Source organism: Cyanobacterium sp. Dongsha4, from assembly GCF_036345015.1.
Classification (GTDB): Bacteria; Cyanobacteriota; Cyanobacteriia; order Cyanobacteriales; family Cyanobacteriaceae; genus PCC-10605.
Map to the genome: position 1 here is coordinate 2,872,076 of NZ_CP084098.1, position 14,650 is coordinate 2,886,725.

Annotated in this window: 8 protein-coding genes; 5 read left to right on the forward strand and 3 right to left on the reverse strand. The window is 33.4% G+C overall.

Going from position 1 to position 14,650, the window contains the following annotated elements:
• Positions 1 to 133: 133 nt before the first annotated feature.
• Positions 134 to 2,623, forward strand: coding sequence for an EAL domain-containing protein (locus Dongsha4_RS12400; RefSeq protein ID WP_330202682.1), 2,490 nt, complete (start codon positions 134 to 136; stop codon positions 2,621 to 2,623).
• A gap of 84 nt (positions 2,624 to 2,707) precedes the next feature.
• On the opposite strand, the gene Dongsha4_RS12405 is transcribed toward Dongsha4_RS12400, so the two are convergent.
• A complete protein-coding gene (locus Dongsha4_RS12405; RefSeq protein ID WP_330202683.1) occupies positions 2,708 to 3,412 on the reverse strand; it encodes a hypothetical protein in 705 nt (234 codons plus the stop codon).
• Between the two features lie 408 nt (positions 3,413 to 3,820).
• Here Dongsha4_RS12405 and Dongsha4_RS12410 point away from each other — a divergent pair, with 408 nt between their 5' ends.
• Positions 3,821 to 6,532 (forward strand): bifunctional acetate--CoA ligase family protein/GNAT family N-acetyltransferase, encoded by a 2,712-nt coding sequence (locus Dongsha4_RS12410; RefSeq protein WP_330202684.1) that lies wholly within the window; start codon positions 3,821 to 3,823, stop codon positions 6,530 to 6,532.
• A gap of 112 nt (positions 6,533 to 6,644) precedes the next feature.
• Here Dongsha4_RS12410 and Dongsha4_RS12415 read toward each other — a convergent pair whose 3' ends face one another.
• Positions 6,645 to 7,640, reverse strand: a complete 996-nt coding sequence (locus Dongsha4_RS12415) for a glycosyltransferase family 2 protein (RefSeq protein WP_330202685.1) — start codon at positions 7,638 to 7,640, stop codon at positions 6,645 to 6,647.
• A 269-nt stretch (positions 7,641 to 7,909) separates the two neighbouring features.
• Positions 7,910 to 8,182, reverse strand: a complete 273-nt coding sequence (psaK, locus tag Dongsha4_RS12420) for a photosystem I reaction center subunit PsaK (RefSeq protein WP_099435413.1) — start codon at positions 8,180 to 8,182, stop codon at positions 7,910 to 7,912.
• A 157-nt stretch (positions 8,183 to 8,339) separates the two neighbouring features.
• Between psaK and Dongsha4_RS12425 the strand changes: the two genes are divergently transcribed.
• The 3 genes from Dongsha4_RS12425 to Dongsha4_RS12435 all read left to right on the forward strand — a co-directional run bounded on the left by Dongsha4_RS12425 (position 8,340) and on the right by Dongsha4_RS12435 (position 14,648).
• Complete coding sequence (locus Dongsha4_RS12425; protein WP_330202686.1) at positions 8,340 to 8,993, forward strand: phosphoribosylanthranilate isomerase; 654 nt, start codon at positions 8,340 to 8,342, stop codon at positions 8,991 to 8,993.
• Positions 8,994 to 9,373: 380 nt separating this feature from the next.
• Positions 9,374 to 11,932 (forward strand): EAL domain-containing protein, encoded by a 2,559-nt coding sequence (locus Dongsha4_RS12430; protein ID WP_330202687.1) that lies wholly within the window; start codon positions 9,374 to 9,376, stop codon positions 11,930 to 11,932.
• Positions 11,933 to 11,948: 16 nt separating this feature from the next.
• The gene (locus Dongsha4_RS12435) at positions 11,949 to 14,648 is read left to right on the forward strand and encodes a hybrid sensor histidine kinase/response regulator (RefSeq protein WP_330202688.1); all 2,700 of its coding nucleotides are present in this window, start codon (positions 11,949 to 11,951) and stop codon (positions 14,646 to 14,648) included.
• Positions 14,649 to 14,650: the final 2 nt, after the last annotated feature.

Here is a 14,650-nt window from a genome sequence, read left to right on the forward strand (position 1 = left end):
TCTGTTTAATCTTGGAAATATTAAATTAATCAATAAATATAATTATTGCTGGGCTTATAGGGTAATAATCAATATAGTAAATTTGATGATAAATTTTTGATAGTTTTTTATTACCACTTTTAAATTTCAGAAAATGAGTGTTAAATTACGAAGGAATGAGGGAGATAAATTGATTGATGAAATCCTACCTACTAAAAAAGATTATTTTTTAATTTATATTGTTGATGATGACAAAATAAATTTGAGTTTAATTGGTCGTTTTCTTCATCAAAGTGGTTTTAATATTGTTACTCAAACAGATATTTTTCAGGCAATTCGAGAAATTTCTCAATTAGTTCCAGATTTAATATTGTTGGATATTTTAATGCCTGATATTAATGGTTTTACAGCTTGTTCTTTGCTGAAAAAATCAAGTAAAACTAAAGATATTCCCATCATTTTTTTAACTGCTTTAGATAGCTCAGAAGATAAAATTAAAGGATTAGAATTAGGTGCGATCGATTATATTACAAAACCAATTTATTATCCTGAACTTTTATCAAGAGTAAATACTTGTTTGAAAATTAGTAATTTAGCAAATAGTTTAAAGACGCAAAACAGGCTTTTAAAATCAGAAATAGAAGCGAGAAAAAATGCTCAAATATCACTACAAAAAGCGGAAAAAAAACTAAAGACAATTATTAACAATCATTTCCATAGTATGGTTGTTTTGGATTTAGATGGAAAGGTGTTATTTCTTAATGAAGAAGCGGAAAAATTATTCGATCGCACTCATGAACAAATGGTGGGAGATACTTTGGGTATTCCCTTAGAATTAAATAAAATTAGTGAGTTAGAAATACTGCGATCGCAATCTGAATTAATTACAGTAGAAATGAGAGCAGTACCAATTATTTGGAATGATAATAATGCTTATTTAATTTCCTTTATTGATATTAGTGAAAAGAAAAAAATGGAGCAAGAATTAAAAATATTATATCGTGCTTCTGAACAAAGTCCAGCTTCAATTGTTATTACTAATGTAGAGGGAAATATACAATATGTTAATTCTAAATTTGAAACTATTTCAGGATATAAAAAAGAAGAAGTAATAGGTAAAAATCCTCGTGTTTTAAAGTCAGGTTATACGGATGATACAGATTATAAAAATCTCTGGAATACAATTAGTAGTGGCAAAGAATGGCAAGGAGAATTTCATAATAAAAGAAAAAATGGAGAATTATATTGGGAGAGAGCTTTAATTTCACCAATATTTAATTCTGTAGGATCGATAACCCATTATATTGCAGTAAAAGAAGATATAACAGAAGAAAAACAGCAACAAATTCTTTTAAAGTATCAAGCAAAATATGATTATTTAACAAAAATTCCTAACCGTAATTATGCCTTAGAAAAAGTACATAAACTTTTAAATCAAGCTCAAGAAAATAAATATAATGTTGGTTTAATGTTTATTGATTTAGATCATTTTAAAGAAGTAAATGATACTTTAGGTCATGATTTTGGCGATGAGTTATTGGTTGAGGCAACCATGAGGATGAAAGGAGAATTACGTAGCACTGATTTATTAGCGCGTTTAGGAGGAGATGAATTTTTTATTGTTATTCCCATTGTCAATAGTCGCAATGAGTTACAAATTATTGCAGATAAATTAATTCAAATTTTAAAAAAACCTTTTTATATTTTTCAAGAGAAAATTTTTATTTCCGCCAGTATTGGAATTACTATTTTTCCTGAAGATGGAGAGGAATTAAAACAACTTATTCGCAATGCTGATTTAGCTATGTATCAATCAAAGAAGAATGGTAGAGATCAGTTTCAATTTTATCAGTATGATATGAATAAGGTGGATATAGGAAAATCTACTTTAGAAAAAAATTTTCTGAATGCCATTAGTAATGATGAATTTAAAATTGTTTACCAACCAGTCATAGATATTTCTACTGGAAAAATTGTTAGTGCAGAGGCTTTAGTTAGATGGGAAAATAAAGATTTAGGTTTAATATATCCAGAAAAATTTATTCCTTTTTTAGAGAAAAACGGGTTAATTTTGGTTTTGGAACAATGGATATTGGAAACTATCATCAATGATTTAAAATCTTGGGAAAGATATGAAAATTTACTTATCAGCATTAACTTATCTGAGTATCAGTTTAAAAATGCAGAAATGGTTAATAGTATTAAATACTTTATCGATAAAAAACAACTCCAGCAATGTAATTTGTGTATAGAAATCAAGGAAGAATATTTAGAGGAAAACAAAAAATTTATTGATACTATTTTGAATGATATTGCTTCAATTAATATTGAGTTTTGTTTAGATAATTTTGGTATGGGTATAACATCCATTTCTAATCTCAGTAAATTTCCTTTTAAGCACGTAAAAATAGACCAATGTTTAGTCCAATCCCTACATAGAAATTCTCAACATAAAAACATGATTAAATCAATTATTGCCGTGGCTAATATTTTGAATATTAAAGTTACCGCCAAAGGAATAGAAAGCAAAGCACAATTAGATTCTTTGAGGGCTTTAGGTTGTCATTATGGACAAGGTTACTTTTTTTCTCAACCATTATCAGCCCTTAATTTTATTACTTATTTAGCTAAGAGCTCTGATTAAATATATTGGTTGAATAATAGAAATATTTATCCCTAAATATCCATTGGTGGGCGATGCCCACCCTTTTTGCATGGGCTAATTTATTTACCAAGAAACATTGGAAGTTACGGTTAAATCTAAATCCTCCTGAGTGTTAATGGAAATCAATTCTCTATCTCTTGTGCCACCAAATAAAAATCCTGCTAAAGCACCAAAACCTGCACCTCCTAAAACTTCCTCAGTTGCGATCGCTTTATCTCCTGTCACTGCTGATATAATAGTAGCGGCGGCACTTCCTGCCAATGCACCTTGCCAAATAGCGTCAGTGTTTCTACCATCAGATATTTTTTCTGTGCGGGTTACAATCTTAGAGTTAGCCTGAATAGAATACTGCTCACCATTAGGTAAAATTACAGTATTACCAACAAATCTTGAACCACTACCTGCAGGGCGAACTTCTCCAACAACCTCACTACCACGGGGAATCACAACAGTACCTGAATTATTTTTCACATCACGAGTAACCACTAAGGTAACAGGTAAAGTTTCGTCTTTAGTTACAAGTATTTTTTTTGCTGACGGTAAAGTAGTGGGAATAACAGTACCTGAATTTAAGTTAGCAGAATAATAGGTAGGATTTTTTCTATTTTGATTGACTTCGTTTTTGCGTTCCCATCCCGGAGGAGCAGATCTATAATATTTATCAGGTCTAGCTTGTACTGAAACAAAACTACCCACTAAAGTAGTTAAAGAAAGACTTAAAACCATAAAACGAAGAGTTTTTGAAGTAAGAGAAATAGATTTAAACATAACTAAATTACCCAAAGTAACGATAAACTATTTTTTTTGACGGGAGTAGTTTCAATTTGTTCCAACTTTAAATATTGAACCTGAGTTCGAGATAAATTTTCGTCTATGAGTAATGGCGAAAAGGGCAAGGGGCAAAGGTAATAAATAATTAAATAATTAGTAATTGGTAACTTCAGCACTTTAATAATTAGTTTCTCCCTAAAAACCCCAATCCCCTAATACCCTAAGCCCCCACTTTTTTGCTACTAAGTATTATGTGAAATATAAAGTAATCATAAATTATCGTCAGGCAAAAAATCAACTGAGGTAAGCTGAAAGTAAGGATTAGAAAATAACACTTATAACCGAAGAAAACTGCTACGCAGTAGGCATCTCAGTATAAAAAATAAGCCAACACGAGGAATAATTATGGCAACAGAAAAAGCCCATGACATAATGCGGTATCACCACAATCCCTTAAACTTCATGTTTGCTCCCAAATCCGTAGCCTTAATAGGAGCTTCAGAAAAAGAAGGCAGTGTCGGGCGTACATTACTTTGGAATTTGATTACCCATCCCTTTGGTGGCACAGTTTTTCCCGTCAATCCCAAGAGAAAAAGTGTTATGGGAATTAGGGCTTACTCCTCTATTCAGGATGTGCCTGAAACTGTTGATTTAGCAATTATCGCAACTCCTGCAGTAACCATTCCCGACATTATTAGAGACTGCGTTAGGGCAAAAGTGAAAGGAGTAATCATTATTTCCGCAGGATTTAAAGAAATTGGAGCAGAAGGTTTAAGATTAGAAAAAGAAGTTCTTGCAGAAGCAAAAAAAGGTAACTTAAGAATAATTGGCCCCAATTGTTTAGGTTTAATATGCCCTCCTACGGGGTTAAATGCCAGTTTTGCTAGTACTAGTCCAAGAACAGGAAATGTTGCTTTTATCAGTCAAAGTGGGGCTTTTTGTACGGCAATTTTAGACTGGAGTTTTGCAGAAAATCTTGGTTTTAGCGCTTTTATCTCTATTGGTTCAATGTTAGATGTGGATTGGGGCGATCTAATTTACTACTTTGGTGATGATCCTTTAACCAAAAGTATAGTAATTTACATGGAATCTATCGGTAATGCTAGATCCTTTATTTCCGCCGCAAGGGAAGTAGCTTTATCAAAACCGATTATCGTCATTAAAGGAGGGCGCACCCAAGAAGCGGCTAGGGCGGCGGCTTCCCATACGGGGGCATTAAGTAGTAGCGATAAGGTATTGGCGGCGGCGTTTCGTCGTAGTGGGGTTTTACAAGTTGATACGGTGAAAGAAGTCTTTAACATGACTGAGATTTTGGCAAAACAACCTCGCCCCAAGGGTAGGAATTTGACTATTTTAACTAATGCAGGAGGCCCTGGGGTTTTGGCTACAGATGCACTAACATGGGGACAAGGAAAATTAGCCAAATTAAGCGACAATACCATCGAAGAGTTAAATAAAATTCTTCCTCTCCATTGGAGTCATAGTAACCCTATTGATATTTTGGGGGATGCGAATCCTGAACGTTATGCTAAAGCCCTTGAAATTGCGGCAAATGATCCCAATAGTGATGCTTTATTAGTCATTTTAACTCCTCAAGACATGACCGATCCTACTAAAACGGCAGAGGCATTGGTGAAAGTGGCACAAAATATTAAGGATAAACCCGTGTTAGCTAGTTGGATGGGGGGAGAAACCGTTGCCAAGGGTTCAGAAATTCTTAATAATGCCCATATTTATACTCAACCTTATCCCGATGATGCCGCTCGTTTATTTAATTTGATGTGGCGTTATAGTTATAATTTACGGGGTTTATATGAAACTCCCAGTTTTGGTGAGTCCGATGATTTTATTAATCGTGACATTGCGGAAAATATTATCAATCATGCCCGTGAGCAAAATCGCACTCTTTTAACGGAATATGAGTCTAAGCAACTGTTAAAGGCTTATGGTATTCCCATTATTGAAACTATTATCGCTGAAAATGTAGAAGATGCGATCGCATCTTCCGAAAAAATAGGTTATCCAGTGGTGTTAAAACTCCATTCCGAAACCATTACCCATAAAACCGATGTGGGGGGAGTCAAACTTAACCTGAAAAATGGTGATGAGGTAAAACAAGCCTTTTTAGATATGCAGAGTCGCATATCAGCTAGCGACTTTTTAGGGGCGAGTGTACAGAAAATGGCTAACCTTGACGGTTACGAATTAATTTTAGGTAGTACCGTTGATCCTCAATTTGGAGCTGTAATCTTATTTGGTACAGGGGGGCAATTAGTAGAAGTGTATCAAGATCAGGCGATCGCACTTCCGCCTCTCAATACAACTCTTGCCAAGAGGTTAATGGAACAAACTAAGATATATAAAGCATTAAAAGGAGTTAGGGGTAGGAAAAGCGTTGATTTAGAGAAATTAAAACAGATTTTGGTGTTATTCAGTCAATTAGTTCTCGAACAACCTTTAATTAAGGAAATTGACATTAATCCCCTATTAGTATCAGAAAATCAACTCATCGCCCTTGATGCAAGGGTACTATTATATGATTCGAGTATTTCTAAGGAAGATATAATTCCTCCTGCCATTCGCCCTTATCCGAATCAATATCTCTCTTATAGTCAGTTAAGTAACGGTAGGGAGGTGATAATTCGCCCCATTCGCCCTGAAGACGAACCAGAAGCGGTCAATTTTTGCCGAGATTTGTCTCAAGAAAGCGTTTATTTACGATATTTCCACTCTATTAGCCATAAATCTCTTATTTCCCACGAACGTCTTGCCCGTATTTGTTTTATCGACTATGATCAAGAAATTGCTCTAGTGGCAGAATCTGTGCAACCTGATAGTAAGGACAAAGAAATACTTGCGATCGCCCGTCTAAGTAGGGTACATGGGACACCTGAATCTGCTGAATTAGGGATGTTAGTGAAAGATAAATGTCAAAAACAGGGTTTAGGTAGTATTTTAGGGCAAAAACTCATCGAAATAGCCAAACAGGAGGAAATTAGGTCGATTATTGCAGAAATTCTCCCTGAAAATATAGGGATGCAAAACCTTTGTCAAAAGCTAGGTTTTCGGTTAGACAAGCATTCTGATGTGGTTAAAGCTGTTTTACAATTAAACTAACCTGAGTTCGGGATAAATTTTCATTTATGGGTTACGGTAAAAGGGCAAAGAGCAAGGGGCAAAAATAAATAATCATTAATAATTAATAACTCTTAACTCCGAACCCTGACCCCTAACTTTTATATTCAATAATAGTTACTTTTTGCTTATTTATTCTTTTCCACCAATATTGAGATTGTCCTATAACTTGTGGAAATTTAGATAAAACACACCAATAAGCGTATAATTTTGCATTTTCTATTGTATCACCAAAATTAATTCTATAGCGATATATTTTCCAAAATAACAACAAATAAATCAAGAATAAAAATAAACTTAAGCCCTTAGTAAAGTAAGCTAAAATTATGGTAAAAAAAGGTATAATAAAACCCCATAAATAACCACTTTTATGTTCCTTTATCATGTAATTTTCGGGCGGTTTTCCGTGCATAGCATAACCTTCTGCGATCGCCCATCCACCTCTAATACTACGTTTCCACCACTGACTAAATTTGTACATAGCCGCATCGTGATAAGTCATATCTAAATCAAGTCTTTCGATTTTCCAACCCCTTTCCCTCAGACGAATGCACATTTCAGGCTCTTCCCCACAAATTAGTTCTTGTTTATAACCATTAACCTCCTTTAATGCAGAAACCCGAATTAAAGCATCACCGCCACAGGCTTTTGCCTCCCCAATGGGAGTATTCCATTCCATATCAATAAGACGATTATAAAGGGATTTTTCGGGGTATTTTTCCCTTCTTCTTCCGCAGACAATAGCTAATGAGGGATTTTCTTCAAGTCTTTCCCTTGCTTTGTCTAACCATTGGGGATGTAATTCACAATCACCGTCAAGGAATTGGATATAGTTAATCTGAGGATAATGCTTGATTATATATTCTAATCCTGTATTTCTGGCTCTAGCGGCGGTAAAAGGTATTGATAAATCCAAATTGAGGACTATTGCTCCCAATTTTTGAGCATTATTTACACTATCATCCGTTGAACCTGAATCCACATAAATAATCGGATTTGTCTCTGGTAGTACATTTTTAATCGATTGTAGAGAATTGATGAGGCGATCGCCCTCATTTCTACCAATGGTGACAACGGCGATAGAAGACATAATAATGATTCTCTTACTTTAAGTATGATAAATTATTGCTGAATAACAAAAGAAATGAGTACTGGCTCTTCTACAGTTGTCATGATAAATTATTGGAAAATAACTGTTATAAACCTTATAAGATATGGGGTAAATCATAACAAAAATGAATTTTTTATAAATTAACAGTTTTTATTTCACCTGACACCTGCAACCTGACACCTTTTCCTAAGCAATAATTTACATGACGAGAAGTTAAGAGAGCCTCACTTATTACCTATTACCATTAACTATAGTAGCCCTGCATTGGATAATCCGAGGATAAATCCAGCACCAAGAATATGACCAAAGCTAAGAGTCGCTAGTAATTCAGGTAAACCAAAATTTTTCCATAAAGCAGGTTTGCCAACGGGTAAATCTGGGCCTACTCCAGCATTTTGAATGGCAAAACGTCCGATAAAAACTGCCACCAAATTAGCGGCAATCATCACTATTGCTACATTGTAGTTCCATTCTACAGTTTGAGGAATATTTGCTAAAAAACTTAATTCTATTAATGTCATGGTCTTTTTTTTGTTTGATTTATGTTAACTATTTTTGCTATGTTAATAGCTATATTTACTTTTCCTTTTAAGATCTTAAATAAGATTAATCATTTTTATTGCTTTTTATTATTAATTTTTATTACATTCTTATTACTAAAAATTGCCCTTAAATATTATGCGTCTGAAAATATGTGGTATTACTAGCGTGGAACAAGCGGATGCGATCGCCTCTTTGGGTGTGGATACATTAGGATTTATCTGTGTAGAAAACTCTCCTCGATACATAAAGTCCGAACAAATAAAAACTATCACAAGTAAAATATCTTCAGAAATCAGTAAAGTGGGGGTGTTTGTCAACCAGAGCATTGAGAATATTCTCGATATAGTCGAAAAAGCAGGTTTAACGGGAATTCAACTTCATGGAGATGAGCCTCCTAGTATGTGTACGACATTAAGGGAATCTCTACCAGATTTAGAAATTATTAAAGTATTTCGTTATCAAAATTCTGATTCTTTAGCCAAATTAGATGATTATTTATCTGTAATTGATACTATACTCTTAGACACCTATCAAAAAGATATGTATGGTGGCACAGGTAAAACCTTTAATTGGTCTGAATTAGCAGATTTTAGACCTCCTCGCCCTTGGTTGTTAGCAGGGGGATTAACTCCTGATAATGTTTTATTAGCCTTAAACACCCTAAAATGTGATGGAATCGATGTTTCTAGCGGTGTGGAAACTAATCCGGGAGAAAAAGACTTAAACAAAATTAAACTTCTGCTAGAGCATCTTAACTCTTTTAAAGTTCCCTTACATTCATCGAATTAGTATGGTAAAAAAATTAGGGCGGGGTTAGGAAAGAGTGGGGTGTTAGGGCTCGGAGGTGTCAGAGTTTTGGGGTATTGGGGAGAAACGAGAAACGAGTGAGGAGTTAGGAGTTAGGAGTTAGGAGTTATTAATTCTTAATTCTTAATTCTTAAACCATTGCCTATTGCCTATTCCCTATTGCCTATTCCCTATTTACCTTTGCCCTTTGCTTTATCAATTTTAAGTTGGTTTATCTCATAATTAATAGTAATCAATATCGAATTGCAGTGTAGAATTGAGTAATAATTGTAATGTTTTCATTTTCCTCCGAATTTTGACTACAATTTTCAATTGAGTGAGACTTCTGTAAAGAGTTAAATATCATCCCTTGAAATCCTACCATGAATAGCGACTATATAAAAACAACCTCTCATACTGACTTACAACCAATAACTCATGTTTTAGTATTAGAAGACGACTCTTCCCGCCGTACAATTATTTTAGAAGAAGCTAACTATTCGATTGGTAGAGATCCACGCAACAAAATTATTCTATCATCTAAGAAAGTATCCCGTTTTCATGCCACACTCTTAAGACGTACAGATACAAAAAATCGTAGTTTTTCCTATTGGTTGCTTGATGGAGATTTACAGGGTAATCGTAGCACTAATGGTATTTTTATTAATGAGAAAAGATGTTTAGTGCAGGAGTTGAAGCACGAAGATACTATCCGTTTTGGGTTTGAAGTTCAAGCTAGTTATTATGTTCTTAATAGCGTTGATGATTTAGCTTTATTGCAGTCAGGGGATTTTGAAAAAACGTTAGAGTCTGATAGCACAGGGGCAGAAAAAGCACCAGCAAAGAAAAAGGCAGAAAAAGCTAGTAAGCAGACTTTAGTGATTTCTGAGGCTAATTTGGAGTCAGAGAGAGACAATATTCAGGATTCGGAGGTTGCTAAGTTGGCTTCTTTTCCTGAGTTGAGTCCCAATCCGATTATTGAGTTAGATTGGAATGGTAATGTTACTTATCTAAATCCTTCGGCAACTAATAAGTTTCCTGAATTAAAAAATAATACGGTTGTTAACACTCATCCTTTACTGTTAGGTTTGATTGATAATATTACTACTCATGGTAAGAATAATAAATTATTTGTCAGGGAAATTCAGATTAAAGATCAGATTTTTGAGCAGTATCTTCATTATTTGCCCGATAAAAAACTCATTAGAAGTTATATTTTCGATTTTACTAAGCGTAAAGCCTTAGAAAGTCAGTTACAAGAAAGTGAGCAGAGATATAGGGCTTTTATTAGTCAAACTAAAGAAGGTGTTTTTCTAGTCGATGCCAATAACAAAAAAATCTTAGAGGCAAATAATGCTTTAGCTGATTTGTTGGGTTATAGTCTGGATGAGGTTTATTCTCTTAAGTTGTATGATTTGATTGATTTGTCAACGGCGGTTTTGGATGAGCAGGTAGATTTTATCTTAAAGTCGAAAAAGGATAAGGCTGTTGTAAGGGAGTTTGTTTATAAGAGTAAGAATAAGTTACCTCTTGAGCTAGAGTCTAACGTCATTTGGATTAGTTATGGAGATCAAGTTATACTTTCTTTTACGGTTCGCCCTGTTACTAAAAATATCAATCAACAAACTTATATTCAGGAAGAGGGATTGTATGATTTAGAGACTGGTTTACCTAATCGTCAATTATTTTTAGAACAGTTAAAAACTGCCTGTGCAAATATTCGTAGGCACAAGGGGTTATTATGTGTTATTTTTCTGGAGTTAGAAATATTAGAAGAAGGAAAAGACACTCTTGGTTATAGTTTAAGGTCAGGAATTTTAGATGGTTTCGCTAAACGTTTGAGGACTTCTTTAAGGGCAGGTGATACCGTTGCCCATTGGGAATCTTCTCAGTTTGTTTGTTTATTGCCTCATGTGAGGAGTATTCAGGATGTGGGTAGAATTTGCACGAGAATGTTAGAAGCCTTAAAACCTCCTTTCTTTTTGGAAAATCATAAGATACACACAAAAATTAGTATTGGAGTCTCTTTAAAGGAATTAGAGGAAAAAAGTGCAGAAACTCTTTTAAATCAAGCACAAACAGCACTTTTCAGAAGTAAGGAATCTGGCAAGAATAACTTTAAGTTTTTTGATTCTCAAAGACAAGGAGAAATAGAGCGTTTTTTACGTATTGAGAAGCTATTGGCACACGCTTTGGATAGAAATGAGTTTACTTTACAATATCATCCCCAAGTTGCCATTGATTTGGAAAAAATTACGGGTATTGAAGCTCTTATTCGTTGGGAGCATCCTGATTTAGGTCGTATTACACCTGATCAATTTATTCCTATGGCGGAGGAAACAGGGTTAATTGTGCCGATGGGAGAATGGGTATTGGAAACTGCTTGTCGTCAGAGAGTGGCTTGGCAGGGAAGTTATCTGGATGATCAACCAATTTGTGTTAATGTTTCTACTCAACAGTTTCAACAGCCTAATTTTGTGATGATGGTGAAAGGTGTTTTGGAAAAAACCAGTCTTAATCCTTTTTTCTTGGAACTGGAAATTAAGGAAACTACCCTTGCTGAAGATAATCCCACTATGGTGAAGATTTTACATGAGTTGGCAGATTTGGGAGTTAGAGTTGCTTTGGATGATTTTGGTACGGGTGTTTCTAGTATTGGTTATCTTCGACAGTTTTCTTTCTCTACTTTAAAGCTCGATCGCCCTGTAATCAAGAAGATGCGATCGAATCCTCAAGATAAAGCCCTAGTCCATGCTATTATCACTCTGAGTAAAAGTTTTGATAACCTGAGAATTGTTGCTGAGGGAGTAGAAGAAAAATCACAAATAGAAGATTTAATTAAATTGGGTTGTCAGGAAATACAGGGTAATTGGTTAACTCCTCCTTTAGTAGAACAAGACATGACAGAATTTTTAGCTAATTACGGTTATATTAGTAAATAAAATTCCAGACTTTTTTATGTCTTTACGCTCACGTATTATTTTATTATTTATTCTGCCCATGATTAGTGCAATGGGCTTGTTTGGCTATATTTCCTTTCGAAATAGCAATAAAGCAATGGAAAAATTAGCACAAAAATTACAAGGAGAAATTAACGAAAAAGTTAGTGAGCAATTAACTGAATATTTATCAACCCCTTTATCAATTAATCAAATTAATTTAGATAATCGTGAACTAGGAATTATTGATTTTGATAACTTTTCTTTAATGGAAAAATATCTTTGGTATCAGATTAATCAATTTCCTAATATTGGTTTTATTGGTTATGCTACAGAGACAGGAAACTTAATAGGAGTAGAAAGATTAGATGATAAACAAATAGAAATTAATATAATGGATGATTCTTCACCTTACAATTTAAAAATTTATAATCTGGATAAAAAAGGTAATAAAATAGCTCAAAAAACAGTTATTCCTAATTTTATTAATCAACAAAGACCTTGGTATCAAAAAGCTGTTGAAGCGAGAGAAGCAACATGGAGTGATGTTTTTATTTATCAAGGCACTCCTCGCCTTGCAATTTCTGCTGTTGTGCCTATTTATAACCAAGAGAATCAATTAGAAGGAGTTTTATTTAGCGATTTATTACTATCTTTAATTAGTAATTTTTTACGAGATTTATCAATTAGTAAAACAGGAGAAATTATTATTGTAGATGGTGATAATTATTTAGTGGCTAGTTCCCTAGAAAAACCATTTTTTATTGCGAATCCCGATGCAAAAAAAATTGATCAATTACCAGAAAGGATTAGTTTAGAAAATAGTCAACATGAAAAAATTAGACAATTATCTACTAATATAAATAAAAAATTTAGCTCTTTAAGTAATTTAAAAGAATCACAATTTTGGCAAGTTAAATTAGATAATCAATATTATTTTATTCAGGCTTTTCCCTACAATAATTATCTAACCGAACCTTGGTATATTCTAATTTTAATTCCGAAACAAGACTTAGTAGGAGACATTGAAGCTAATACAAGATTAACTATTTTAATTTGGTTTTTTATCCTTTTAATTGCTCTTTTTCTTGCTTTATGGACTACTAACTACATTACAAAACCTATCTTACTACTCGATCGCGCCTTGAGCAATTTTCAAAAAGGAAATCATCAATCTCCGATTATTTTAAAACGTCGAGATGAATTAGGACATTTAGCTATCGCATTTAACGAAATGACAAGTGAGATACAGGAATTAGTACAAAACTTAGAAGAAAAAGTCAAAGATAGAACAAAAAAACTGTCAGAGGCAAAAGATAAAGCAGAAGTAGCGAATCAAGCCAAGAGTGAATTTTTAGCGAATATGAGCCACGAATTGCGCACCCCCCTCAATGCAATTCTTGGATTTGCCCAAATTATGCGTAAATCTCCCACATTACCAGAAGAACATCAAGAAAGTATAGAAATAATTAATCGTAGTGGAGAACACCTATTAACTTTAATTAATAATATTTTAGACCTATCAAAGATTGAAGCAGGGAAAATTACTTTGAATAAAGAGAATATCGATTTATATAAACTATTAGATGAAATTGAAGATATTTTTAAATACAAAGCAGAAAAAAAAGGCATACATTTAATTTTTGAAAAACTGGATAACTTACCTCAATTTATTAAAACTGATGCACCTAAATTACGACAAATAATTATTAATTTAGTCAGTAATGCCATTAAATTTACAGAAGAGGGAGGAGTTTCTCTTCAGGGAACAATAAATAAACTTAATAATAGTGAAAACAAAGTAGAATTATTATTTATAATTAGAGATACAGGAAAAGGAATTAAACACCAAGAATTAGCTACTTTATTTCAACCTTTTACTCAAACAAAATCAGGAAAAGAAGTCAATGAAGGTACAGGTTTAGGATTATCTATTAGCAAAAAATTTGTTGAGTTAATGGGGGGTAATATCAAAGTTAGTAGCGAGGAAAATGTAGGTAGTATTTTTTCTTTTACGGTTCAAACTGAAATAATACCAGACTATGAAGTTAAATCAAATCAGATAATGCCCCAAGTAGTTGGTATTGAAACCAATGAAAAAATATATAAAATATTGATAGTAGATGATAAAGAAATCAACTGCCAACTATTAGTTAAATTATTACAACCCTTTGGCTTTGAATTAAAAGAGGCAAATAATGGAAAACAGGCAGTAAAAATTTGGGAAACATGGCAGCCTCATCTAATTTTTATGGATATGAGAATGCCCATTATGGATGGTTATGAAGCCACAAAAATTATTAAGGGTACAACTAAAGGTAATGCTACAGCTATTATTGCTGTTACTGCTAGTGTTTTAGAGGAGGAAAAAGCGATTATTTTATCGGCTGGTTGCGATGATTTTGTGCGTAAGCCCTTTCGACAAGAAACTATATTTTCAATGTTAAGCAAACATTTAGGAATCAACTTTATTTATGAACAAATAGAAGAAAATCAATCTACAGAAATTATCTCGGAATTAACAGCAAAGGATTTTGTGGTTATGCCTCAAGACTGGTTAAAAAAATTATATAAAGCTAGTATTGATTTAGATGAGCAATTAATATTAGACTTAATTCAAGAAATACCAGACTCTCATCAGTCTTTAATTCAAGGATTAAAAAATATTGTTGACTCTTTAGAGTTCGATCGAATCACTACTTTAATTGACGAAATTTAATT